Annotated in this window: 15 protein-coding genes and 1 pseudogene; 7 read left to right on the forward strand and 9 right to left on the reverse strand. The window is 66.4% G+C overall.

Features of this window, described 5'->3' with window-relative positions:
* Positions 1–5: 5 nt before the first annotated feature.
* Positions 6–6,761: an SDR family NAD(P)-dependent oxidoreductase gene (locus tag ACFQZZ_RS19475; RefSeq protein WP_378682437.1), complete on the reverse strand. Its 6,756-nt coding sequence runs from the start codon at positions 6,759–6,761 to the stop codon at positions 6–8.
* Between the two features lie 181 nt (positions 6,762–6,942).
* Here ACFQZZ_RS19475 and ACFQZZ_RS19480 point away from each other — a divergent pair, with 181 nt between their 5' ends.
* The gene (locus ACFQZZ_RS19480) at positions 6,943–8,496 is read left to right on the forward strand and encodes a succinic semialdehyde dehydrogenase (RefSeq protein ID WP_378682439.1); all 1,554 of its coding nucleotides are present in this window, start codon (positions 6,943–6,945) and stop codon (positions 8,494–8,496) included.
* 18 nt (positions 8,497–8,514) lie between these two features.
* Complete coding sequence (locus ACFQZZ_RS19485) at positions 8,515–9,351, forward strand: MBL fold metallo-hydrolase (RefSeq protein WP_378682442.1); 837 nt, start codon at positions 8,515–8,517, stop codon at positions 9,349–9,351.
* A gap of 1,942 nt (positions 9,352–11,293) precedes the next feature.
* Here the strand turns inward: ACFQZZ_RS19485 and ACFQZZ_RS19490 are convergent.
* On the reverse strand, positions 11,294–11,887 hold the full coding sequence (locus ACFQZZ_RS19490; RefSeq protein ID WP_378682445.1) for a DUF4291 domain-containing protein: 594 nt from the start codon (positions 11,885–11,887) through the stop codon (positions 11,294–11,296).
* 104 nt (positions 11,888–11,991) lie between these two features.
* Positions 11,992–13,431, reverse strand: coding sequence for an RCC1 domain-containing protein (locus tag ACFQZZ_RS19495; RefSeq protein ID WP_378682448.1), 1,440 nt, complete (start codon positions 13,429–13,431; stop codon positions 11,992–11,994).
* Between the two features lie 115 nt (positions 13,432–13,546).
* Here ACFQZZ_RS19495 and ACFQZZ_RS19500 point away from each other — a divergent pair, with 115 nt between their 5' ends.
* Positions 13,547–14,326, forward strand: a complete 780-nt coding sequence (locus tag ACFQZZ_RS19500) for a methyltransferase domain-containing protein (RefSeq protein WP_378682451.1) — start codon at positions 13,547–13,549, stop codon at positions 14,324–14,326.
* A gap of 179 nt (positions 14,327–14,505) precedes the next feature.
* Positions 14,506–14,553, forward strand: a pseudogene (locus ACFQZZ_RS19505) (hypothetical protein); the annotation flags it as partial.
* 145 nt (positions 14,554–14,698) lie between these two features.
* Here the strand turns inward: ACFQZZ_RS19505 and ACFQZZ_RS19510 are convergent.
* From ACFQZZ_RS19510 to ACFQZZ_RS19525, 4 genes are read right to left on the reverse strand one after another with little or no spacing between them, the layout of a single operon-like run.
* Positions 14,699–16,003, reverse strand: a complete 1,305-nt coding sequence (locus ACFQZZ_RS19510; protein ID WP_378682454.1) for a protoporphyrinogen/coproporphyrinogen oxidase — start codon at positions 16,001–16,003, stop codon at positions 14,699–14,701.
* Between the two features lie 3 nt (positions 16,004–16,006).
* On the reverse strand, positions 16,007–18,592 hold the full coding sequence (locus ACFQZZ_RS19515) for a type I polyketide synthase (RefSeq protein WP_378682457.1): 2,586 nt from the start codon (positions 18,590–18,592) through the stop codon (positions 16,007–16,009).
* A 12-nt stretch (positions 18,593–18,604) separates the two neighbouring features.
* Positions 18,605–19,735: a 3-oxoacyl-[acyl-carrier-protein] synthase III C-terminal domain-containing protein gene (locus ACFQZZ_RS19520; protein WP_378682459.1), complete on the reverse strand. Its 1,131-nt coding sequence runs from the start codon at positions 19,733–19,735 to the stop codon at positions 18,605–18,607.
* On the reverse strand, positions 19,735–20,007 hold the full coding sequence (locus ACFQZZ_RS19525) for an acyl carrier protein (protein WP_378682462.1): 273 nt from the start codon (positions 20,005–20,007) through the stop codon (positions 19,735–19,737). The genes ACFQZZ_RS19520 and ACFQZZ_RS19525 overlap by 1 nt, the downstream gene beginning before the upstream one ends.
* Before the next feature lie 240 nt (positions 20,008–20,247).
* Here ACFQZZ_RS19525 and ACFQZZ_RS19530 point away from each other — a divergent pair, with 240 nt between their 5' ends.
* Positions 20,248–21,558: a hypothetical protein gene (locus ACFQZZ_RS19530; protein WP_378682464.1), complete on the forward strand. Its 1,311-nt coding sequence runs from the start codon at positions 20,248–20,250 to the stop codon at positions 21,556–21,558.
* Positions 21,559–21,639: 81 nt separating this feature from the next.
* On the opposite strand, the gene ACFQZZ_RS19535 is transcribed toward ACFQZZ_RS19530, so the two are convergent.
* Together ACFQZZ_RS19535 and ACFQZZ_RS19540 are read right to left on the reverse strand one after the other, a co-directional pair.
* A complete protein-coding gene (locus tag ACFQZZ_RS19535) occupies positions 21,640–22,398 on the reverse strand; it encodes a thioesterase II family protein (RefSeq protein ID WP_378682467.1) in 759 nt (252 codons plus the stop codon).
* Positions 22,399–22,420: 22 nt separating this feature from the next.
* Entirely contained in the window at positions 22,421–24,583 is a 2,163-nt protein-coding gene (locus ACFQZZ_RS19540) for a LuxR C-terminal-related transcriptional regulator (RefSeq protein ID WP_378682470.1), read from the reverse strand.
* Positions 24,584–24,930: 347 nt separating this feature from the next.
* Here ACFQZZ_RS19540 and ACFQZZ_RS19545 point away from each other — a divergent pair, with 347 nt between their 5' ends.
* Together ACFQZZ_RS19545 and ACFQZZ_RS19550 are read left to right on the forward strand one after the other, a co-directional pair.
* The gene (locus ACFQZZ_RS19545; protein WP_378682472.1) at positions 24,931–25,467 is read left to right on the forward strand and encodes a chorismate--pyruvate lyase family protein; all 537 of its coding nucleotides are present in this window, start codon (positions 24,931–24,933) and stop codon (positions 25,465–25,467) included.
* A gap of 114 nt (positions 25,468–25,581) precedes the next feature.
* Complete coding sequence (locus ACFQZZ_RS19550; RefSeq protein ID WP_378682475.1) at positions 25,582–26,466, forward strand: AMP-binding protein; 885 nt, start codon at positions 25,582–25,584, stop codon at positions 26,464–26,466.
* Positions 26,467–26,474 lie beyond the last annotated feature (8 nt).

Raw genomic sequence — 26,474 nt, forward strand, 5'->3', positions numbered from 1 at the left:
GACCGTCAGTCCAGCTGGTCGATGAACTCGAATAGTTCGCTGTCGTCGGCCGCCGCGAGGTGACCGATGCTTTCGTTGTCCGGCACGCCGTCGAGTTCGCGAAGCACGGCCCGCAGGCGGGTGGCGATATCGCGTCGATCGTCGGGATCCAGCTCCGCCCCCGCGCAGCTGCGTGCCAGCGATTCCACCTCGGACTTGATGCGGGCGGGCGCATCGTCGGCCGGTGCGATCTCCTGGCGGATGTAGGCCGCCAACGCGGCGGGCGTCGGATGGTCGAAGACCACCGTCGTTCCCAGGTTGATGCCGACCGCCGACTTGACCCGGTTGCGGAACTCCATCACGCCGAGTGAATCGAAACCCAGTTCCTGGAAGGGGCGTTCGACATCGATCGCGTCCGGCGATTGGTGCCCGAGCACGGCCGCGGCCTGCGCGCGAATTGCCTCGACGATGACGCGATCCTGGTCGGCGGGACCGAGCCCGATCAGTCCGGCCGCGAACTTCGCCGATTCGCTGGACCGGGCGGCCGCGGCGCGCCGTGACGAACGAGCGAGGCCACGCAGCATCGCCGGTAGGTCGGCCGCGTCCATGGCCGAGAGCACCGACATATCCAGCCTGGCCGCCACGGCGGCGGGCTGACCACCGGCGAGTGCAGCCTCGAACAGCGTCATGCCGTGGACGTCATCGATGGGCAGCATGCCTTCGCGACGCATCCGCGCCCAATCCTGGTCGCCCAACTGCGCGGTCATGCCGCTCGCGCCGCGCCACGCACCCCAGGCGAGCGCGGTCGCCGGTAGTCCCGCGAGGTGGCGGCGCCGGGCCAGTGCGTCCAGATATGCGTTGGCCGCGGCGTAGTTGGCTTGGCCGGGTCCACCGATCACGCCCGCGATCGACGAATACAGCACGAACGCCGCGAGATCGAGATCCTTGGTCGCCTCGTGCAGATGGTGCGCGGCGTCGACCTTGGGGCCGAACACGGTGGACAGGTTCGCGGCGGTCATCGACTCGAACATGCCGTCATCGATGACACCGGCCGTGTGCACCACCGCCGTCAGCGGGTGCTCCGCGGGGATGGTGGCGAGCAGCGCCGATACCGCCTCGGGATCGGCCACATCGGCGGCGACGATCTCCACTTGCACACCGTGCGCGATCATTTCGGCGGCCAGCTCCGCCGCGCCCTCGGCGGCCGGACCACGGCGACTGGCCAGCACCAGGTTGCGTACTCCGCGCTCGGCGACCAGGTGCCGGGCCACCACCGCACCGAGACCACCGGTGCCACCGGTCACCAGCACCGTGCCCGCTGGATTCCACGGCACCGGGATGGTCAGCACGTTCTTTCCGATATGGCGGGCCTGACTCATGAACCGGAATACCTCCGGCGCCTCACGCACATCCCATGCGGTGACCTGAATCGGCTGCAACACGCCGGACTCGAACAGCACGAGCAGTTCGGTCATGATTTCCTGCAGCCGGTCGGGACCCGCGTCCATCAGATGGAAGGCGCGGTAGCGGACGCCGGGATGGTCTTGCGCGACCGTGCCCGGGTCACGTCGGTCGATCATGCCCATCTCGATGAAACGTCCGCCGCGTGGTAGCAATCGCAGTGACGCGTCGACGAATTCATTGGCCAGCGAATCGAGAACCACGTCGACACCACGGCCCTCGGTCGCGGCGAGGAACTGCTGCTCGAAGTCCAGCGTGCGCGAATCACCGATGTGGCCGTCGTCGAATCCCATGCCGTGCAGCACATCCCACTTCGGCTTGCTCGCCGTGACGAACAGCTCGGCGCCGAGATGCCTGGCAAGCTGCACCGCGGCCATGCCGACACCGCCGGTCGCGGCGTGCAGCAGCATGGTCTCCCCCGGCCGCAGCGCGGCGAGGTCTACCAGTCCGAAGTAGGCCGTCGCGAACACGACGGGTGCCGCCGCGGCCTGCGCGAACGACCAGCCGCGCGGCATCGGCACCACCAGCCGCCGGTCGACGACGGCGGTGGAACCGACCACCGGAAGGAACCCGAACACGCGGTCACCGGTCACGAATTCGGTGACATCCGAGGCGACTTCGACGATGACGCCCGCGCCCTCGCCGCCGATCGGCGCGTCCGGATCGGGATACATGCCGAGCACGATCAGCACATCGCGGAAGTTGACGCCCGACGCGCGTACCGCCACCCGCACCTGGCCCGCTGCCAAGGGTGTCGCGGCGTCGGGGTCCGTTGTCAGCGCGAGGTTGTCGGCGGTCAGGGTGCCCTTGCCGAGTGGAAGCAGCCGCCAACCACCGGCGTCCAGCGGCTGATTCGCCTCGATGACATCGCCGCCCGACCGGCTCAGCCGCGCCGCGTGCAGTCCGCCCCGACGCACCGCGAGCTGCGGCTCGGTCGCCACCGTGAGCGCTTGTTCGACCGCGTCCCGGTAGTCGGCCAGTTCGTCGACATCGACGAGCAGGATCGCGCCTGGGTTCTCGTTCTGCGCGCTGCGCAGCAGGCCCAAGGCCGCCGCACCCGCGGGATCGGGGGTCTCGGCGCCGTGCACGGCCACCGCGCGTCGGGTCACTACCGCCAGGACTCTTCCGGCAGCGGCGTCTTCGGTCACCAGCCGCTGAACAGTCGTCATCAGGCCACCGACCCACTGGCGCACCGATTCCGGCGTGGCGTACTCGGACACACCGGCAGGCGCGCACACGACAGCGGCCTGCTGTCCGGCCACAGTCACCGTCTCCACGCCGGGCTCGGTCGTGTCGCCCAGCCGTGCCCAGGGGTGTTCGACCGACACGGTCTCGGTGCGGGGCACCGTCGTCCAGATCGCGGTGAGCAGATCCGCACCCGCCGCCGACTTGATCGCGAGCGCTTCACGCGGCAGCGCCCGCAATGCCAGCGCCGTTACCTCGGCAACCGGGCCGCCGCTCGCATCGGCAAGGGTGAGCGCGATACGGTCCGGCGCCGAGACATTCAGCCGCACCCGCAGCGACGAGGCGCCCACTGCGTGTAGCGACACCCCTTCCCAGGAGAACGGAACCGACACCTCGCCGTCGCTTTCCGGGGGCGCTCCGAGGGCAATGGCGTGCAGTGCCGCATCCAGCAGGGCGGGATGCACGCCGAAGCGTTCGGCCGAGGACCTGCCGTGCTCGGGCAGATCCACCTCGGCGAACAGCTCTTCGCCTCGACGCCACAACGCGGTCAAGCCCCGGAACAGCGGACCATATCGGTAGCCCGCTGCGGCCAGGTCCTCGTAACCGCCCTCGAGCTCGACGCGCTCCGCACCCCGCGGTGGCCAGACGGTGAAATCCGCCGCGGCCGACTCCGCTGCCGTCTCCGCGGCTGGTTCGATGACACCAACGGCATGACAAGTCCATTCGGACTGCTCGGCGTCGGGCTCGGCCTGCGGACGCGAATAGATGCTCAACGACCGTCCACGGGTGTCCTCCGTGGCCCCCGCGACGACCCGCAGTTCGATGGCACCAGCCGCAGGCAACAACAACGGTGCCTGTAGCACCAGTTCGGCGAGTCGAGTGCACTCCACCAATGCACCGGTGTGTAAGGCCATTTCGACGAACGCGGTGCCCGGCAGCAGCACGGCGCCACCGATGTCGTGGTCGGCCAGCCAGGCATGGGTGCGCAGCGAAAGCCTTCCGGTGCAGATGATCTCGTCGGATGCCGGCAACCGGACGACGGCACCGAGCAGAGGATGCGCCGCATCCTCGAGACCGGACTGGCGCACGTCGGCAACACCGGCGGGCTGCAACCAGAAACGCTCGCCTTGGAACGGATAGGTCGGCAGGTCCACCACCGTCGCGCCGCTGCCCGCGAACATCTCGGACCAATTCAGCTGCGCCCCAGCGCAATATCCGGCCGCGAGCGCACCGACGAGACCCAAGACTTCACCGTCGTCTCCTGGTATGCGCAGGACCGGCTTGGTAGTCGGCACCGGCTTGTCCGCGGCCGCGGCCGTCTGGTGGACCAGTGTGGTGAGTGCCGCGCCCGGACCTGCCTCCCACGCGACGGTGACCCGTTCGGCACCGATCAGTCGCTGCGCGGCCGCCATGAACCGGACCGGCTGCCGAACCTGGCCGACCCAGTAGGCAGCCGAGCACAATGCATCGTCACCGGCAGGTTCGCCGGTGACCGTGGAAATGATCGGGATGGTTGGCTTGTGATAGGTCAGGCCCGTACACACCCGCTCGAACTCGGCAAGCATCGGATCCATGCGTGGCGAGTGGAACGCATGGCTGACCGCGAGTCGCTTGGTCTTGGCGCCGCGTTCGGCCAGGCTCGCCGCGATCTCCTCGACAGCGTCCTCGTCGCCGGACAGCACCAGCGAGCGTGGTCCGTTCACCGCACCGATACCGACACTGTCGATCCGGCCACCGATGAGTTCGACCACCTCGGCCTCTTCGGCGGTGACCGAGACCATCGCGCCGCCCACGGGCAACGCCTGCATCAGCCTGCCCCGCGCGGCGACCAATGTGCAGGCGTCCGCCAGCGACCACACCCCGGCCACGAAGGCCGCGGCGATCTCGCCGATGGAATGGCCGACCAGGTAGTCCGGGCTCACGCCCCAGGACTGCAGCAGGCGGAACAGCGCGACCTCGATCGCGAACAGCGCGGGCTGGGTGTACTCGGTGTGATCCAGCAATGCGGCCGTCTCGCTGCCCGGCTCGGCGAAGATGACGCTACGCAGGCCCACCGTCCAGTCCGGATTGGCGGCGTCGATCTGCCCGCACACCTCGTCGAAGATCTCGGCGAACAGCGGGTATGCCCGGTACAGCCCGATACCCATGCCCACCCGCTGCGCACCCTGTCCGGGGAACAGCACCGCGGTGCGCACATCGCGTCCCGCGACCGCGCGCTGCACCTTTGCCGAGTCCTGCTGAGCTGCCAGCGATTCCAGTGCCGAGATCAGTTCGGTGCGATCGGCGCCGAGCAGTACGGCGCGGTGCTCGAACTCCGACCGCGTAGTCGTCAATGAGTATCCGATGTCGGTCGGGTCGGTGTCCGGGTGCTCCTTCAGCAGAGCCAGTAGCCCCTCGGCTCGGGCGGGCACCGCGGCGTCGGTGCGCCCCGACAGCACCCACGGCGTCACTGGCAACGTAATCCGTTGCGGCGGTCCCGACTCGGACTCTTCCTCGACCGGCGGTTCCTCGATGATGACGTGGGCGTTGGTTCCGCTGATGCCGAACGACGAGATAGCGGCACGGCGCGGTGTCGCCCGGCGCGGCCACGGCTGCGGCTCGGCGAGCAAGCGCACGTTGCCTTCGGTCCAGTCCACGTGGTCGGTCGGCGTCTCGGAATTCAATGTGCGCGGCAATGTTTCGTGCCGCATCGCCAGCAGCGTCTTCACGATTCCCGCGACGCCGGCGGCGGCCTGGGTATGTCCCATGTTCGATTTGATCGACCCGAGCCACAGCGGGCTGCCATCGCTCGGCCGCAACCGGCCGTAGGTGGACAGCAGCGCCTGCACCTCGATCGGATCGCCGAGTACCGTCCCGGTGCCGTGGCCCTCGACCATATCGACTTCGGCGGCGGTGATCCCGGCATCGGCGAGCGCGTCCTGGATGACGCGCTCCTGGGCGGGTCCGTGCGGCGCGGCCAGACCATTCGACGCGCCGTCCTGATTGACCGCGGTGCCACGCACCAGGCCGAGAATCCGACGGCCATGCGCACGGGCCCGCGAAAGCCGCTCCAGCACAAGCACTCCGACACCTTCGCCCCAGACGGTGCCGTCGGCGCCGTCTCCGTAGGACTTGCATCGACCGTCAGGGGCGAGCCCACGCTGCATGCTGAAGGCGACGAACGGCGCGACCTTCGCCATTACGGTGACGCCACCGGCGAGCGCGGTATCGCACTCACCCCTGCGCAACCCCTGCGCGGCCAAGTGCAGGGCGACCAGTGACGACGAGCAGGCGGTGTCGATCGTGAGCGCCGGGCCCTGGAGGCCGAGCGAGTACGAAATCCGGCCCGAGGCAACGCTTCCCGTCATCCCGGTCATCACGTATCCCACCAGCTCCGCGGGCGCGGTGTCGTCGGCGTAGTCGTTGCCGAACATTCCGGCGTACACGCCGGTGCGGCTGCCATGCATCGAGCCGGGGTCGATTCGCGCATGCTCCAGCGCTTCCCAGGACACCTCGAGCAGCAACCGCTGCTGTGGGTCGGTCGCCAACGCCTCACGCGGCGAGATCCCGAAGAAGTCCGCGTCGAAGGTGTCCGCGCCGTCGAGGAAACCGCCGGTACGCACGTAGGTCTTGCCCTCCGCACCGGGTTCGGGATCGTAGGCGTCGTCCCAGCCCCGCTCCGGAGGGAAGTCCGTAGTCACCTCGCGGTTTTCGACGAGCATCCGCCACATGTCCTCGGGCGAGGCGATGCCGCCCGGATAGCGGCAGGCCATGCCGACGATGGCAATGGGCTCTTCGGGATCGGACAGCGGTGCGTCCGCGGGCCCGGCAGGTTCGCTGCCGGTACCGAGCAGCCGCATCCGGAGCAGGCCGGCCAGGCGCTCGATCGTCGGATAGTCGAAGGCGATCGCGGCGGTCAGTTCGACGCCACTTGCCGCGTGCAGTCGGTCACGCAGCGCGACCGCCGATCGCGAGTCGAAGCCCAAGTCCTGGAACGACGTCGACACATCGATGACCTCCGGCGCGACGGCGCCGAGCACGGCCGTCACCTCCCGGACCACCAGATCACGCAGCAGGCGCCGCTGTTCGTCGGGGGTTCGGTGCGCCAGTTCCTCTCGCACCTGCGCCGCGCCGTTTTCACCATTCGCCTGTGACATCTGGACTCCTCGAATGTGGTTGCGCCACCTGATGACAAAGGTAAAGAGGGCACGGTCTGTGGCTATCCACCATGAGGTAATCGTCCGGCCACCGCCGAGTCCGACCCGCTCATTCGCGCGGTAGTTTGCCTTTCGAGGGCGCCCATTCCATTCGGGTGCGCAGCGAGGCAGGAGTGTGCTGATGCCGGTGCCGGAATCCACTGTTTTCCAGCGTTTGGGACGGCTGGCCTCGGTCACCGATATCGGCCGCTGCCCGACGACCACGATCGACGAGGTATTCACCGGGAATACGCTCGGTCATGTCCCGGTCGGCGATGCCGACGATGTACACGCGGCGTGTACCGATGCCACAGCGGCGCAACGCGATTGGTCGGAGTTGGCGGTGCGCGATCGGGTCGCGATCATCGAGCGTTATCGGTCGCTGGTACTGAAACGTCGAGATCTGTTGATGGACATCATTCAGGCCGAAACCGGCAAAGCCAGGTGGACCGCACAAGAAGAAATTCTCGGAATCCTGGCCAGCTCCAGGTATTACGCGCGCAAGGCCCCGAAATTTCTGAAACCGCGTCGAGTACCGGGACCGCTCCCTGGATTGACAAGGGTGCGCGTGCACGCACAGCCGAAAGGCGTCGTCGGTGTGATCGCACCGTGGAACTACCCGATGTTCCTCGCCATCGGCGATTCGATTCCAGCACTGCTCGCGGGCAATGCGGTCATACTGAAGCCGGCCGCCCGAACACCATTCGCCGCCCTGGCGAATGCCGAGCTGCTCTACGAAGCGGGGTTGCCACGCGAACTGTTCGCGGTCATACCCGGCTCCGGATCAACCGTTGGACGCGCCATCGTCGACGACTGCGACTTCCTCATGTTCACCGGCTCCTCGGCCACCGGCCGCCTGCTCGCCCGGCAATGCGCCGATCGCCTGATCGGCTGCTCCGCCGAGCTCGGCGGGAAGAACCCGATGATCGTCACCGCGGGGGCGGACCTCGACAAGGTCTCCAAAGCCGCACTCCGAGCGTGCTTCTCCAATGCGGGCCAGCTCTGCTTGTCCGTCGAACGCGTCTATGTCGAGCAGGCGGTCGCCGAAGAGTTCACCGAGAAGTTCGTCGCCGCCACTGAAGCCATGCCCCTCGGTGCCGGCTACGACTTCACCACCGCCATGGGTAGTCTCAGCTCCGCCGACCAACTGGCCACCGTCTCCAAACACCTGGCGGACGCGAAATCCAAAGGCGCGCGGGTACTCACCGGCGGAAATGCCCGCCCCGACCTCGGTCCATTGTTCTTCGAGCCGACCGTGATTACCGGCGTCACCTCCGAAATGGACTGCAGCCGCGAGGAAACCTTCGGTCCACTGGTCTCGATCACCCCGTGCGCCGACGTCGACGAGGCCGTCGACCAGGCCAATGACACCGAGTACGGCCTGTCGGCCAGCGTGTGGGCCGCAACGCCCGCGCGTGGCGAAGCCATTGCCCGCCGACTGCGTTGCGGCGCGGTCAATGTGAACGAGGGCTACGCCGTCGCCGCCGCGGCACCGGCCGCCCCCATGGGTGGCATGGGGATTTCGGGCCTCGGTCGCCGTCACGGTCCCGACGGGCTGCTCAAATACACCGAACCCCAGACGATCGCGACTGCCCTGCTGGTCAACCTCGATCCACCGCCGCGTCTGTCGCCCGAACGATGGCAGCGCGGCCAGGTGCCGATGGCCGAGCTCATCGCCAAGCTACCCGGCAGGTAGCGCCCTAGACTGCCCGAGGTGACGAGCGACCCACTCCATCTCACGATCCTCGGATCCGCGACACCGTACCCGAGCCCGGACAACCCGTGCTCCGGCTACCTGGCGTCCGCGGGCGACACCCGAGTTTGGATCGACGCGGGCACCGGCTACCTGGCGTCCGCGGGCGACACCCGAGTTTGGATCGACGCGGGCACCGGAACACTGGCCCAACTCCGCCGCCACACCCAATTGGACGAGCTGGACGCGATCTGGATCTCACACCTGCATGCCGACCACAGCGCGGACCTACTGACCGCCTTCTACGGCGCCCTCTACAGCGACATCCGCCTCCCCGCCCCGATCCCCCTGTTCGGCCCGCCCGGCATCGCCGACCGGTTGGCACACTTCCTCACCAACACCCCGGTCCGCAGCCCCATCGAATCCGCCTTCAAGATCCACGAACTCCACGACGGCCACCGAGTACAACTCGACTCACTCACCCTCACCACTAGCGCCGTCACACACGGCATGCCCGCCTTCGCCCTGCGCATCGACACCGCGGCCGGATCATTGACATATTCCGGCGACACCGCACCCTGCGCACCCCTGACCAGCCTGGCCGCCAACTCCGACGTCCTACTGTGCGAAGCCGACCTCATCGACCACCCCACCGACGAAGAACCGCTCCACCACACCCCAGAAGACGCGGGCAACACCGCCACCGCAGCCAAAGCAACCAGACTCATCATCACCCACATCAGCCCCTTCCTCACCCCGACCGAAGCCATTACCCGCGCCACCACTCGCTACTCCGGCCGGATCGACTACGCGACCCCCGGCACCACCTTCACAATCGATAACCCAGCCAAGCGGTGAACTAGCCTGTGGAACAACGTGATTGGCCGAGCCGATTCTTGACAACAAAGCCGATCTCGGATCCGACCGACCTGCCACCAAACACCGACGGCAGAGAATGGCGACCAACCAAAGCCCCAAACACCAGCACCAGCTCGTTGCCTAAAGCGCCTGGAATGCAACCCTAGCCAGTCCCCACGCCGGAAACCGTATGCCTGTTTGCTCAGGGCCACGGAAGACCAAGCCGGGTGTACCGCACAGGACGCACCAGCACTGCCCCGAACAACCGCCAGGAAGTGAGCCCGGGCCACCAACCCAGGACAAGCTCCCCAACACCTGCTGCCTTCACCACCTAAAGCGCCTGAAACGCAACCACAGCCAGTCCTCACGCCGGAAACCGTGGCCTGCCTACCCAGGTTGCGGAAGACCAGGTCGGGTACGGCACCCGACGTGCCCAGCACTGCCCGGAACACCGCTGGAAGGTGAGCTCGGTTTATCAAACCGGGCACGCTACCCACAGCTCTGGCCTACTCCGGTGAGTTCCAGCGGGCCACCTCAGGTCAGGCGTGCTCGGTCCACCAATCCAGGGCACGCTCCCAAACGCTCGGGCTGTCCTCGGTGAGTTGCACGGGGCACGTCAGGGTGGTGAGCTCGGTTTACTGAACCCAGGGCGCGCTCCCCAGTTTTGGTTGCCTCCCCGTGGTTTTGCCGGGGGCAGTGCTGGGCGCGTCGGGTGCCGTACCCGGCTTGGTCTTCCGCAGCTTTTCGAGGCAGGCACACGGCTTCCGGCGTGAGGACTGGCTGTGGTTGCGTTCTCGAGCGGTAGAGAAATCCGTCCTCACACCCCGTGCTGTAACCGCACACCCGGTATACGGGGTGTGCGGTTGTGACGCGGGGTGTTCGGACGACAGTTTGGTCTTCCACAGCTTTGCGAGGCACGCCCACGACTTCCGGCGTGAGGACTGGCTGTGGTTGCGTTCCCGGACGGTAGAGAAATCCGTCCTCACACCCCGTGTCGTAACCGCACACCCGGTATACGGGATGTTCGGCTGTGACACGGGGTGTTCGGACGACAGTTTGGTCTTCGACCCCTACAGCTCTGGCTTACTCCGGTGAGCTCCAGCGGAGCACCTCAGGCAGGCGAGCTCGGTTTACCGAACCTGGAGCACGCTCCCCAGTTTTGGTTGCATCCCGTGGTTTTACCGGGGGCAGTGCTGGGCGCGTCGGGTGCCGTACCCGACCTGGTCTTCCGCAGCTTTTGCAGGCAGGCACACAGCTTCCAGCGTGAGGACTGGCTGTGGTTGCGTTCTCGAGCGGTAAAGAAATCGGCCTCACACCCCGTGTCGTAGCTGCACACACCCCGTACAGCGTCCTCACACCCCGTGTTGTGACTGCACGCCCGGTATACGGGGTGTGCAGCTGTGACGCGGGGTGTTCGGACGACAGTTCGGTCTTCCACCCCTACAGCTCTGGCTTACTCCGGTGAGCTCCAGCGGAGCACCTCAGGCAGGCGAGCTCGGTTTACCGAACCCACGGCGCGCACCCCAGTTTTGGTTGCATCCCCGTGGTTTTACCGGGGGCAGTGCTGGGCGCGTCGGTGCCGTACCCGACCTGGTCTTCCGCAGCTTTGGGCAGGCAGGCACACGGCTTCCGGCGTGAAGACTGGCTGTGGTTGCGTTCTCGAGCGGTAAAGAAATCCGTCCTCACACCCTGTGTCTTAGCTGCACACCCCCGTACAGCGTCCTGACACCCCGTGTTGTGACCGAACACCCCGTATATGGGGTGTTCGGCTGTGACGCGGGGTGTTCGGACGACTGGGGGTGCGGGGTGGTCGGGAAATTGTCTCCACACCCTTTGTTGTGGCCTCGCACCCTGTATAGGGGGTGTGTGGCTGTGGGCCGGGGTGTTCGGATGGCAGTGGGTCGGGTGTAGGGCCGCGCGGGGTATTCGGGCGGCGTTCGGGTCAGGTGTCGATTCCCAAGCGGTGGGCCAGCTCTGCACCGATCGGGTAGGTCCGTTCTCTGGGGAGTAGGTCTTTGGCGCGGTGGTCCTGGCCGTCCTGGAGTAGCCGGTGGATCTTTCGGACCGTCGGGGTGAGGTCGTCGATTGCCACCGTCCAGTCGTCGAAGTAGCGGCCTACGACATGGCGGCTGATTCCTACTTGGATGCTGCGCGCATCTAAAGTTGCTCCGCGCAAAGTCTTCTCCGGATCCCACTGCACACGCACGAGCGCACGAGCGAACCGCTCGCGCCACTCGTCCGTGCTGCGGTAGACCCGCTTGTCCGCGTGGGTGAGCTCCGCGGATCCCAATGCCTCTTCCCAGCCGCTGCGGGTGATCCGCACGGCGAGAACCATTTCCTGGCCCGGCTTGCGTCCCCAGTCGCTCCTGGCCATCATCCACAAGAACGACGGTTTGATCCACGTCATCCGCCCCCGTGAAAACGGTTCGACGAAGCGGCCGTTCGCGACCGCGGGCTTGCCGATCCCTGGCTGGTAGGCCTGATAGACGACGATGGTGTCACGGTCGTAGTCGGCCCGAATCTCATGCCCATTCATGCGGTTGACAATGATCGCAGCCCAGGCCGACGGCAAGCTATTTTTGGTCGATGACACCGAAACCGAGAGTGCCGCTCTCCCGATGCGGGACTACGTCCTCGACTTCAGTTCGGTCTCGGTAGCTCCCACGGAAGGATGGGGTTCGGGATGAGGGGGCCGGGGCCGCACGGCCACTGGTCGCGAATCGGGTCGGGACAGAGGTTCTTCAGGAAATCGGGGAGGCCGAGGTTCAGGTTGCACAGCAAGTCGCAGGTCATTATTGCGAGGGAATGCTGGTGGCCCGCAGCGATAGCGGTGTATCGCGCACCGAAAAGAGGTGGGGGAACGGCGTTCTGCTCAGGGAAGCGCCCGAAGTAGACTACTTGCCCGTCGGATCGCAGCGCCAAGGAATGGAAGATGCCGGCGGCCACCGCGGTATACGTCACCCCCACCGGCAGCGGAGGAACGTCGAGTTGCCCTACGCCGTTGGAACCGATGCCAAAAATCCGACCGTCCCACCGCAACACCAAGGAATGTCCGAATCCGGCGGCAATCGCGGTGTAGGTACGGCCGAAGTCGATGCAGATCGGTGGGCACACAGTGCTGGTGACCGGGGCGCAAGTCCGTGCGCACACGCCCGGCGGCGTCGAAGGCGGAAGAGCCGCGTCACTGAACAGTATGACCTGCCCGTCGGAGCGAAGCGCAAGGGAGTTGGCTCCGCCGGCCGCTATTGCCGTGTACGTCAGGCCCGCCGGCAGTGGGGGCACATCGGTCTGTCCGGCTTCATTTCTACCGAACCCCTCTACCCAACCGTCGGAGCGCAACGCCAGCGAATGCCCTTGTCCAGCCGCAATCGCTGTATATCGGATTCCGGTCGGCAGCGTTGGCACGGTGGTTTCCCCGGACTCATCTCTACCGAACCCCTCTACCCGACCGTCGGAGCGCAACGCCAGCGAGTGGTAATTGCCACCTGCGACTGCCGTGTACGTGACCCCTGCGGGGAGCGCTGGCACATTCGTCTCCCCGGCCAGGTTCCTACCAACCGCGACGACCTGACCGTCCGACCCCAATGCGAGCGAATGCTCTTGTCCGGCGGCTATCGCGGTGTATCTCACTCCAACAGGCGGCGGAGGAATGTCGAGCTGCTCCAAAGAGTTGTCCCCCCAAGCGACGACGCTGCCGCCAGGAGGAACGGGGACACCAACCGGGTTTGCCGCCGCACTCGTAGTGGCCGCGGCAAACGCTCCACAGATTGTCACCAATACCGTCACGTACCTGCGCAACAGTGGCATTGCCTCAGTTAACCACTGTGTCCTGCAGGCCGCGGAAATTTCACCATTCTTGTTACACCGAGCTCTACTGATCGGAATGGAGCCCCACATACAGCGTCGACCTCGGCACGAGGCAAAGACGGTCACGTGGGACACGGCCCAGCCGACGGAGCACCTTTTCGACGTGCTGGTCGGCCAGCGCCCGGAACTCGAGGTCAGTGTCGCTGGATTTGTTTGTTCCGAGCGGTATTCGTTAATCGAGGACGGTTCGCAATACGAGGTCGTAGAGCACATTGTGCGCGGCGCACGGTCTCCTCCAGATAGTCGTAGTCACATCCGCTCGGCGGCCACTGTGTTCGACACCGCAGGGGTTGCCGATTCCCGGCTGGTGCGCGGATAGCGTGGCGGTATGACGGGAGAATCGGTGCGCGGCTTCTACGATCAACTCGCTGAGAGCTATCACCTGCTCTACCGGGATTGGTCCGCCGCGATAGTTCGGCAGGGCGACGTGCTCTACGGTCTCATTCAGCAAGAGATCGGGGATGGATCGGCGACAATTCTCGATGCTGCCTGCGGGATCGGGACTCAATCCCTCGGTTTGGCCGCGCACGGTCATCGGGTCGTTGCCGTCGACCTCAGCCCGGTCGCGGCGACTCGGGCAGCCGGGGAAGCAGCGGTCCGTGGGCTGGCTCTGCCCACCGCGGCAGCTGATATGCGAGCCTTGCCTTTTCGCGCCGACAGCTTCGACGCGGTCGTCTGCGCGGACAATGCGCTGCCTCATCTGCTGACCCCGGCTGACCTGCGCGCCGCCCTCGGCGAGATGCGCCGCATACTGCGACCCGGCGGGCTGCTGATGGCCACTACCCGCGACTACGACGCGCTCCTCGAAACCCATCCACAGAGCACTGCACCGCAGGCGACCACCACATCCCATGGCAGAGCCATCAGTTTCCAACTGTGGAACTGGCACAACGACGGAGAGCACTACGACCTGGAACTCTTCCAACTCACCTCACACCACGACGTCTGGTCGACTCACATCGGGCGCGCCACCTATTGGGCACTGACCAGGCAACAGCTCACCGACTTCGCGCGCACCGCGGGCTTCGAAAGGCCTGTCTGGCACTTCCCCGAGCAAACCGGGTTCTTCCAACCGGCACTCACCGCACGAAATCCGATGTCTCCCTGACGTTCGCCCTGCGGGAAATAGGCATCAATCACACCGCCGCCGCCGTTCTGATGGTGTGATGGTCGACGCCGCATACGACGAGATTGCCGACTGGTACGAGGAGGAGTTCCTCGCTCGTTCCACGGACGAAGATCCACTCGGAATCGACCGGGCGCTCGCGGATCCGCTCGGAGTCGGGAATGTGTCTCGAGATCGGCTGTGGTACAGGCGTACACGCCGCTCATATCCGCGCATTGGGCTGGGATCTGGTCGGCATCGATATCTCCGCGGCGCATTCCTCGACGCCGGTCTGGTGCTCGAAGGTTTCACCGAGGGCGGCGACCCGACCCCGACCGTTCTCGCGGTCAGCGCACGCAAGCCCGTCGACTGACGTCAGCTCAGGCGCGCGAGTACGTCGGCGGCGGCGACGGTGCCGGAACGGAAGCAGGCTTCCAGGGAGGTACCGAGTAAGTAGTCGCCTGCCAGGGCTGTGCCGGTGGCGACGGTGGCCTCGTGACGCAGTTTGGCGGTGAATTCGGCGTGGAAGGGGAGGTAGGCACAGTGGGCGGCGTCCCAGCGGCGGGTAATCATGCCGCGACGGGCGGCGCCGGTGATGCCGCACAGGGCGGCGGTGAGCCGCTCGGCGCGGGTCAGCCAGTGGTCGAGGACTGCGGGCGACGGCAGCGGGCGGGCGGCGCGGCCGGTGAAGGTGTAGCGGACGATGTGGCGACGGTCGGCGGCGTAGGGGGCCACCTCGCGGCACGGGCTGTCGTCGATGGCGAATCCCCAGAGGCCCGGTGCGAAGATGTCGCGGTCGTATTCGACGAGTGCGATCGCCGAGGGCAGGTATCTGACTTGAGTGAGCAGTTTCGCCAGTGCCGGGAATTCGTCGGAGACGAGGTCCGCGGCGACGCGCGCGGTCGTCGCGAGGACCACGGCGTCGTAGCTGTGTTCGGTTGCCGGGCTGCCTTTTTCGGATAGTGCGAGGCCGCGCACCCGCCCGTTGCGGACGAGCAAGCGGTGGGCTGTGGTGTGTCGTCGCAGCGTGACCCGTTGGGCCAGTTCGGCAATGGCCGGTTCGATGCCGTCGGTGAGTTGCTCGAAGTGGTCGAATACGGTGCCGAGCGTCGCGCCGAAGGCACCGAGATAGACCTCGTCCGGCTCGGCGCCATGGGTCCAGATGGTCATCGCGCGCAGCAGGGTGTCGGTCAGGGTGGTGCCGAAATGCTCGCTCAGCGGCTTATGGTCGCTGTGCACGGCCAGTTTGGTGAAATATCCCGGTTCAAGCATGCCGTTCTGTTCCCGGGCGTGACCTGCCAGATAGGAGAATTTCGCGACGTCGGGGGCCGGAGCGCCCGCCTCGATCAGATAGCGCAGACCGGTGGATCGGTCGCGATTGTCGAGGGTGACGAGCCGTCCCTCATCGATGCGGGACAGCCGCAACGGATACGACTCGAGCCGGTAGGGCCCGAGTTCGGCGAGGAACGCGCGCAGCTCGACGTATTTGCTGCCGATGAGCCTGGCGCCCGTCATGACCGGGAGATCGCCGAGCCGGTCGATGCCGAAGCGCCCACCCGGTGCGCCGTCGCGTTCGATCAGGTCGACGCGGTGGCCTGCCCGCTGAAGATGGTAGGCGGCCGCGAGTCCGGAAACGCCCGCGCCGACAACAGCGACATGCCGCCCGTCCCCCACGGTCACCGGTCACCTACCGAGCCAGTAGGTCCGGTGCTGAAAGCTGTAGGTAGGCAGGTCGATTCGGGTCGCGCCAGAGTACGTGTACAGCGCGGACCAATCGACCGTTGTTCCCGAGACAAATGCACCGGCGAGCGCGTTCAGGAATGAGGTCGTCTCGTCGACCGCTGGATCCAAGGTTGCCACCGTCACCACCTCCGACTCCGTAGCTGCTGGCGCCCGGAGCTGCCGTGCCATGGCTCCATCCCCCAACTCCACCAGGATCATTCCGCCGCGAGACGCGGTCAGGTCGGTCCCCATCGGAATCCTCGGACCGGGACGGCCGGCGGCGCCCGATTCACCACCGCCCGTGATGATTTCGACGACCGCGGCGATCGAGTACACGCCGGACACATGGGCAGCCGCAAGTTCGCCGACCCCGCGGCCGACAAGCCGCTTCGGCCGGACCCCGAACGATTCCACCAACCGATACAACGCGACCTCGACCGCAAACATGGCCGCCTTCACCATATTTCCGCTATTCCACAAAGAGCCGGGCGTGGCCCTGTCAGATGCCACAGCCGTGTCGAGGGCCCAAGTCCGGTCTACCACCACACCACGACCCGACACCGCACCATCAGCCACCGCGCCATCGGTAACCGCGGCTCCAGCCACCGCTGCACCCTCGGCCACCAGAACGCCGGCTACCGCAGGCCCGGCCACCTCAGCGCCGACCACCTCGGCCCCAGCCAGCGCTGCACCAGCCACCGCAGTGCTGTCGGTGCGAAGTGCGTCAAGGAGAGGTCGGCCGAGCCGGTCTCCGAACGCCTCGCACATCTCGTCGAATGCTGACCGAAACACAGGGAACTCGGCGTACAGCGCGCGACCGAGGCCCTGACGCCAGCCCGAGCCCGGAAAAACCACAACCGTCTCGGCAACCGGCGACGCCTGACCGATTGCCACCGCAGGCGAGTTGCTCTCGGCCACTATGGATTCCAGTCCGGCTATCAATTCATCGGACTTGCGGCCGACAACCACGGCCCGGTGTGGCAGTCGGGCGCGCGAAACCACCAGCGAGTGCCCGACATCCACCGGGTCTGCCTCCGGGTTATCGTGCAAGAACGCCGCGAGCCGCTCGCCCTGTCCGGTCAGCGACCGTGCCGATCGCGCCGAAATCACCCAGGCGAGCACCGGCGGCGCAACCCCCGGCGTGGTGAGCGTCTCGTCCTCGGACGGCGCCTGCTCCAGCACCACATGCGTATTGGTTCCGGTGATACCGAACGACGACACGCATGCCCGGCGCGGGCGACCCGTCTCCGGCCACGGCCGCGACTCGGTGACCAGCTCCAGCCGACCCGACGCCCAATCGACGTGTGGGGTCGGCTCGTCCACGTGCAGGGTCGGTGGGACGATCCCGTGTCGCATCGCCATGACCATCTTGATCACGCCGGCGACTCCGGCGGCGGCAAGGCAGTGCCCCATGTTCGACTTGATCGAACCGAGCAGCGCGGGCCGGTCCCGATCCTGCCCGTAGGTGGCCAGCAGTGCCTGTACCTCGATGGGGTCGCCGAGCACAGTGGCGGTGCCGTGGCCCTCCACCACGTCTATTTCCGCGGCCGATAGTCCCGCGTTCGCGAGCGCATCGCGAATGACCCGACGCTGCGCCGATCCGTTCGGGGCGGTGAACCCGTTGGACGCGCCGTCCTGGTTCACCGCGGACCCGCGCAATACGCCGACTACCGGATGCCCGTTTCGCCGCGCATCCGAAAGACGTTCCAGCAAAATCAGTCCCGTACCCTCGGACCAAATCGTGCCATCCGCCGCGGCGGCGTAGGAACGGCAGCGGCCGTCCGTCGCCGAGCCGCGCTCGCTCGACGAGGCGAACATGTCCGGCGTTGCCATCACTGTCACCCCACCGACCAATGCGAGGGTCGATTCGCCCGCCCGCACCGACGCGATGGCTTGATGCAGCGCGACCAGCGACGACGAGCACGCTGTATCCACCGTGAAGGCAGGCCCTTCCAGACCGAAGACGTAGGAGATCCGGCCCGAGCCCGCGCCTGAGGCCTTTCCCGTCATCAGCCACCCGGTCAGCCCGGCCAGCTGCTCCGGCTCCAGTGCCCGGTAGCGGCCGTCGACCATGCCGTAGGACTGTCCGATCAGCCCGATGAACACCCCGGTTCGGCTGCCGCGCAAAGTAGTCGGGTCGATACCCGCCCGCTCGAAGGTCTCCCATGCCACCTCGAGCAGCTGCCGCTGCTGCGGATCGATCGCCAGCGCTTCGCGTGGACTGATGCCGAAGAACCGTGCGTCGAATCCACCTGCGTCATCGATGAATCCGCCTTGTCGAACCATCGCGGTTCGATCCGGATGGTCGGATTCGTCGAAGTCCCACCCGCGATCCGACGGCCACGCGGACACGACATTGCGTCCATCGGCCGCCACCTGCCACAGGTCCTCCGGCGAGGCGATACCACCGGGGTAGCGGCACCCCATCGACACGATCGCCACTGGTTCGGAAGCCCGAGCTTCCAACTGCCGCACCCGATCCCGTGCCTTCTGTAGTTCGCGCGCCGCGGTCCGCAGGTAATCGCGCAGCTGCTGCTCCTCGGCCATCGCCCCGATACCTCAGGCCGGGTCCGCACGCACCGCCGTGAGGTGCATGAACGAGATAATGAACCGGCCGGATTCCGGCACCATGCACACCAGGGTGTCGCCGTCCTTGATCATGCCCTCGGTCATCATCTCGTCGAGGATGATGTAGATGCTCGCGCTGCCGATATTGCCGACCCTGGTCAGATTGCTGAACCAGTTCATGTTCTCGACCATCTTGCGGCGCTTGAACTCCCCGATCATCAGGTCTTTCATCCGCTCACTCGAATAGTGGACCGGGAACCAGGTGACCTTCTCGGGATCGAACTTGCCCGCCTCGACGAGCCGCTGATATTCGGCGATGCCGACCTCGACCAGATGTGGCAGCAGCGACAGCTTCTGCCGCGCGACCAGCGCGCCGTCGCGCGCCGCCGCCGACGGCGTCGGATAGTCACCCCAGGTCTTCGTACAGGAATTGTCGTTGCTGCCGAAGAACATGCACGCCTGTTCGGTATTGGCGTAGGAGGTCAGCGAGATCCAGTCGATCCGCAGGCTGATCTGGCCGGGTTCCGGCTCCGGCTTGAGCACCGCGGCACCCGCACCGTCGGAGAGCATGTAGCGCAGGAACGCCGTCTCCATCGGCAGCGAGCCTTCCTCGATCACCTGCTGCATCTCGTCGTAGCGGGAGCTCTTGAAACCTCGCGAGGCGAATTCGCTCGCCACGGCGACGGCATTGCTCTTCTCGCCGATGGCGACCTGGAGGTAGGCGTCCTTCAACGCCATCATTCCCGAGCTGCAGATCCCGTGCGCGGTCATGACTTCCATCGGCGCGTAGCCGAGCTCGCCGTGAATCATGCTGGCGTGACCGGGTCCGAGCAGATCCGGCACCGTGGTTGCGGCGGCAAGCAGGTCGACGTCGTCCGGGCCGAGCCCGGCGCGGCCGACCGCCTCACGCACCGCGGCGGCGGCCATCGCCGCGTTCGACATGACCGTCTCCTGATTCTTGTCGATCGCGTAGTGCCGGGTCTTGATGCCGCTGTTGTTCAGGATCATCTCGCGCAGATCCGACGAGGCCAGGCCGGCTTTACCGATGTAGTTCTCGATCTCGTCGTTGGTTATCGGGTCACCGGGCAGGAAGCGGCCGGTGGCGGTGATGTAGGCAGTCATCAGCTTTCGGCTCCGATCGCGGCCTGTTTGGCCGCCAGCTTCCGCTCCAGCAAGTCGGTGAAATCCTGAAAGGTTCGCACCGAGGCGATCCGCTCGTCGTCCAGGACGATTCCGTACTTCTTCTTCACAATGTCAGCAATGGCGAGCAGGCCGAGTGAATCGACCCCCAATTCATTCAGTGCCGAATGGCCCTTGATCTCGTGCTGCTCTATCCCGTAATGCGAATCCAGATATTCGAATATGTCTTTCTGGATTTCGTCTACTATCGACATGCGCTACCCCATTTCGTACGCCTGGCATGCCCCTGAAGTCGTCTCGACGACTTGGACCCAGTGTTCCACCGGCACTAACACCCGTCAAGATGATCAGCTCGAAATACGTTGCGTGACATTACAATTCATCTGCGTCAACCCCTATTCGGACACCCCTACCGAGATATTGCGATCCTTGACCGTGCACTGCGGGCACCGATACAGTTCTGCCGACGCAAGTTCCGAATTCGCCCGGAGAAAGTGGGCACCATCATGGTCGCCGAAAAGCGTGCAGTCGTATTTTCCTACTCCCAGACCGGCCAATTGACCGAAACGGTGCGGGCATTCACCGATGCGCTGGTCGAGGCAGGCTGGCAGATCCGCCGGGTCGCGGTGACACCGGCCGAGCCTTATCCGTTTCCATGGCCGGTACGGAAATTCTTCGGCGTGTTTCCCGACAGCGTCGACGAACAGGCCGTCATCGACCTGGACACAACGAGTTCGGAGCTGCGCGTGGAGCCGGGCGAGCTGGTCATTCTCGCCTACCAGGTCTGGTTCCTCGCGCCGTCGCTGCCGATGCGCACGCTGCTCAACGCGCATCCCGATCTCTTCGCCGATCGCGACGTGCTGTCGGTCATCGCGTGCCGGAACATGTGGTACTCCGCCGCGGTCGAGGTCGGCCGCAGGCTGGAGACGCTCGGCGCCCGGCATCTCGGGGCCGTCGTCGCGACCGACACCCGCCCACAGTTCGTCACCATGGTCACCACACTGCGTTGGCTACTCGGGGGTAAGCGGGAGGCGGGTGGGATCTTCGGCAGGGCCGGTATCGACGACCGTGAGCTGACGAGGGTCCGCGACTGCGGAACCGATTGGGCGGCAGGCACTCCCGACGTCACCGGCACGCAGGTGGTCTATCCCATCGCAGGCGCCGACCTCTTCGCGGGCAAGCTGTTCCGGCGATGGGGCGCGCTGATTCGAGCGGCGGCACGGCGCGGACCGGTGCTGCGCGCCATTACGCTCACCGCGTTCGTCGGCACGCTCGCCACCTCCGTGCTGCTGATGCCACTGCTCGCGTTGCTCGCGCTGCCCATGCACCGCCGCATCGATCGGGCAACCGATCGTGCGCTGACCGGGATCGTCGGCCTGCGCGGTCTGCCGGGTTCCGAATCCACCGACAGACCGACGGCAACATCGAGCCACCTCGCGAACAGCGCGGTCGACCGTGTACCCGAGCTGTGCCGCGACGGTTATCTGCTCATGTACGGCGAGGACCGCGAGTCCGCCTGGCTCGACGCCGTCGGCTACGTCCGAATGATGAACACCACTCCGGTTGCCTGCATTGCGGTCTCCCGCGATCGCGCATCCGACGACAGCACCCTGTCGGATCCCTCCGGCGAAGTCCTGGCCGGCTACGGACTCGGCGGCAGTACCGCGGTGCTCCTTCGTCCCGACGCGAAGGTTGCGGCAGTGCTACCCGGCACGGACCCGCACCAGGAACTCATCCGCGCCATCCAGGACGCCGCCCGCAACGGCACCGTGACCGCACAGCCCGACCAGATCGCTCAGCGCTGACTCCGACCACCACGTCGGAGCGCGAAACGACCGCACACCCCGTCTGGTGAGACGCGATGTGCGGTCAGGTCTATACCGTGCTCACGCAGTGACCGGAGCCAACTGATTTTGCACCGTGGCGGCGACCTCCCCGACGTGCTCCCACAGGTAGAAGTGCGCGCCACGCCACACCCGAAGGTCGAACGACCCCGTGGTGTGCGTGCGCCATGCCGTGGCCTCGGCGCGGGTCACCCTCGGGTCCTGGTCCCCGATCAGCGCGGTCACCGGGCAGTCGACCCGTGCGCCGGGTTCGCAACTGTAGGTCTCCACTGCCCGGTAATCGCTGCGGATGGCGGGCAGGAATTCGCGCGCCACCTCGGGATCATCGAACAGTTCGATGCCCGGTCCACCGAGCAGTCGCAGCTCGGTCAGGATGCCCGCATCCGAGCGCCGGTGAACGGACTCCGCCCGAACGGTCGACGGCGCTCGCCTGCCGGACACGAACAAAGCCTCGGGCGTAATGCCTTTCGCCTCGAGCAGCCTGCCGACCTCGAATGCGACGATCGCACCCAGGCTGTGCCCGAACAAAGCGATCGGAACGTCGGTACGCTCCAGCACCGCGGGAAGTACACCGGCGGCAAGATCGGAGACGCTGTCCAGGCAGGGTTCGCGCCGCCGATTCTGCCGACCAGGACTCTGCACTGCCAGCACCTCGATCGGCCCGTCGAAGGCCCGCCCCAGCTTGGCGAACGAACTCGCCGAGCCACCGGCGTGGGCGAAACAGATCACCCGCACCTGGGGTTCGGGGTGCGCCCGCAACCGCTGGATCCACAGCTCGGACGCTGCCGATTCAGTCATCATCGACCACCTTCGTCATTCTTCCTCAGCATTTGGTGCTCAACATGAAGCGGAGCTCGGTACGCCTGCGCACCTTCAGCTTGCGGTACACCCGCGTCAGATGCTGCTCCACTGTACTGGTGGTGATTTCGAGGGCTTCGGCAATTTCTCTGTTGCGAAGGCCCTTTGCCGCCATTTCCGCGACCCGATGCTCGGCCGCACTGAGAGATCCGATGTCGACCGGGTCGGCGACGCCGTCGCGCACCGGTTCGACCACCTCGTCCTGGTCACCGGACAATCGACGGATCAATGGCTCCGCACCACAGTGGACGGCGAGCCGCAGACCCGACCGACGCAGCGACCGGGACCGCTCCACCTCGCCGATCAACTCGTAGGCACGGCTCAGATCGGCCAGCACCGCGGCCAATTCGAGCCGATCATCGCTACGTCGCGCGATCACCTCGGCTTGACGCAGCAGCGGCACCCGGTCCGGTGGATCTGCGGTGGCGGCGATCACGCGCAACGACACCGCTCCCGTGCCGTGCCTGCGTGCGTCCCCGAGCCGCTCCAGATGGCGTTCGGCATAGACCCGCGCCCGGCGATGATCGCCGACCAGCAGGTAACCGAGCGCGACATCGTTGCGCCACGGCACCAGACCCGGCAGATCCGTATTCCACCGCCGCATCAGCGAACCGCACAGCTGGAAGTCCAGCAGCGCGTCCTCGACCCGCGCGGTGGCCAGTGCGTGGTGCCCGCGGGCATGCAAGTAGGGCAGTGCGAGCCGGGAATCGAACAGGCTCAAGGGAACCTCGCGGTCGAGCTGGGCCTGTGCCTCGTCGTGCCGGCCCGCGGCGGTCAGTGCCCGCACGTAACACCACAGCGGTCTGCCGACGACGGTGCCGAGATTGCCCGCGGGCACCTGGTTCAACGCCTGCATCGCATAGCCGCAGGCATCGTCCAAGCGTCCCTGCCGTAGCGCGATCTCCGAGCGCAGACCGGCGAAGATCGCCTGCCAGGTCGGCGAGGCTCGGGCAACCGACTCGGCGAGCAGCGCATCGCTCCACGCCGTCGCCACCTCCAACTTGTCGGCGTAGATGAGACCGTCCAGGGCGGTCGTCAGCGCCTCGACGGTCGAAGAATCGAGCCGATGCCGGGACAGGATCTGGTGTGCGACCGGCACCGTCGCCTCGCGGCCGGCGTCGGTGGCGATGGCGGTCAACAGGTTTGCGGCGAGGTGGTGCGCGGTCGCGGAGCCGGTCGGACGATCGTCGCCGGCCGTTGCCACAGCGACAGGTGTCGCGGGCTCGGCGATAGCCCGACGCAGTGGCAATTCCGGGTAGGTGTACGCAATCCAAGACCGCAGGAACGCCAGTTCCGTGCGGGCCTGGTTCCCGGCGGGCGCGGTTCCCACGGCGTGCGAATCTCGTTCCAGCAGCATCCATGCCGCCTTGGCGTCGTCCACCCGGCCGTGCCACAACAGATACCGAACCGCCGCGTACAGCGCGGGCGGCGACAGCGTGCCCGCCCGGACCGCCGCGTGCAGCCTGGCGAAATTCCTGGTGGCCGTCGATGGATTCACCCGCCACTCGATCGAGGCGAGCACCGCGGCGATATCCGCACGATCGACCGGTTGCGCGGTCGCGCGATAGGCCAGCTCCAGGCAATCCACCGCGCGGTCGATCTGATCCAGCGCCAACGCTTCGTCGGCCGCGATCCGCAGTACCGCGGGCGCCCACGGGTGGCGCGTATCCCCCGACCGCACCAGGTGTTCGGCGATCGCGGCCGCCGGTGCGCCGCATTCGCGCAGCGCGAGAGCCGCCCGGCTGTGCAGTTGTCTGCGGGCGTCGACCCGCATCCCCCGCAAGATGAACCGACCGACCTCTCGATGCCGGAACCGTCCGTCCTCGACGAGACCGGTCGCGGTCAACGTCGCGACGATCCGACCGATCACCGCCGGATCATGATGCAGCACAAGGCCGATCGCCCGCGGGCTGCTTGCCGCACCGAGCACCGCGATGGCCTCGCCGACCCGCATGTGCTCGGCGCCGCCCCTGCGCAGCCGGTGAACGACCGCCTCCGCGATATCGCTGACATCGTGGCGAGATACCCGCCGTGCTGCCGCGCCCCCCGCTCGTAGCTGACCTTCGTATTCCTCCGCGACGAAAATATCGTCGGCCAGCGCCGCGGACAGACCGGTCGCCCTGTTCACTGCCAGAACCGGATTGACAACCAGTGGCACTCGGTGTTTCCGCGCAGGCGGTTCGAGCTTTCCCATTTTATGTCCCAGAATCGCAGGCCAATTGCATGGCAACGTCACGGCGGCTCTGTCGCAACTGAGTAGCAGAATATTAACTGTCGCTGCATCATTCAGACACCCAAGCAAACCCCACCCCGAGGAATGCTGTCAAGACTTCGTGAAACGGCTAACAGTTCATTATAGGGGAAGGTTTAGGGGTTTCTGCGTGGCAATGTTCTTCGCGAAACTCACGTCATGAGACAAGAACGCACGCCGACCCGCGCGGGCATACCGCGCCGGACCGCCCCCGCGGCGCCGCGATGCTGACCGATGTCGCGGCGGAGGCACTGGTGCGCAGGCACTTTCATGCCCCGTTCGCGCGACCGCCCGGCTGGCAGGACATCGCCGCCGCGGAGCTGAGCCCCTACCACCGCGCAGTCCTGCTGACCGACGGCACCGTGACCCGCACGCTGGAGGCCCACGTGCTGGAACCCGTTGAGGCGCAGTGTGTTGCGCAACGCGAGACCACCGCGGCCGCCGACCGCGACGGCTGGCTCGATGTACCTCCCGAGGAAAAAGTACTTGTCCGGGAGGTGGACCTGATCGGCGCAAGAACCGGGACCCGCTATGCCCGCGCCGAGTCGTTGATCGCGCTCGGCAGGCTGCCCGCGGCGTTCTCCGACGCACTGGCGACCGAATCCGCTGGGATCGGCGCCGCGCTGCAGACCACCTCCTCCGAGTCCTACCGGCAGCTGCTGTTCTATGGGCGCACCAGTGACGCGGTGTGCGCCAGGTGTTATCGCATATACATCAACCGAAGACCTGCGCTGGTGATCCGCGAGTGGTTCTTGCGTTGAGCATGCGGAAGCCCGCTATTCGACTATGAAACCAACCGCAATGAAACGCGAAGCAATAGCGGCAATCGAATGGCAATGGAATCGCCACTGCGAGCGAATCAGCGGGGAGGTGAAATGTTTCGTACTGAACTACTTCGTCCCGTGCCTGCCCTGCTGACCCAGCGAGCGGTGCAATCGGGCGATACGGTCGCATTCGAGGACAGGCTACGGGCCGTCGACTATCGGACGCTGGACGCCCGCACCGCGCGGCTGGCCGGTCACCTGGTGGCGGCCGGACTGCGACCGGGCGACCACGTGGTGAGCTGCCTCGGCAACCGGGTGGAGTCGATCGAGGCCACCCTCGCGGTGACCAGAGCGGGCGGAGTCGGCATTCCCGTCAGCCCGAACCTGGACGCGGGCGAATTGCGCTGGCTCGTCGAGGAACATCGGCCGTTCGCGGTGTTCGGCACGCCGGTCGCTGCCATGGAAGTCCGGCAATCGCGGTGGCCGCAGCCACCGTTGCTGGTCGTGCTGCCGGACGATGGCGCGACGACCGCGCCGATTCCGGCACGCTGCGCATACTTCGAGGACCTGGCGAGCACCGAACCCACCGCCCTCCCGCGCGACGACTACGGCATCGACGATCCCGCCTGGGTCCTGTACGCGGCCCGCACCGCGGCGCGCCCGACCGGTGTTTCCGCGACCCAACGCAGTGCGGTCTGGTCGGTACTCGCTTGCTTCGAGCGCATGTTCTCCGGCGGCGGCCTGCACCTGCTTCCGGTGCCGTTGTCCTACAGCTATGCCCACATCCTGTGCCTACTCGGCGTCACCGCGCTCGGCGGCAATGCCCGGCTGGCCGGATTCGTCCCCGACGAGATCCTCTACCGGGCAGGCGGACCCGACTACACGCTGATTGCCGGGGTCGACGCTCCCGCAAAGGTGTGCCTCACCGCTGGCCTTGCCGGCGGCCCCGCCGAACTGCTCCGCCAGGCCCCCCTCTTCAATCTCCTGGTGCCGTAAGAGCGTTC

The organism is Nocardia sp. GCM10030253 (assembly GCF_042675075.1).
Lineage (GTDB): Bacteria > Actinomycetota > Actinomycetes > Mycobacteriales > Mycobacteriaceae > Nocardia.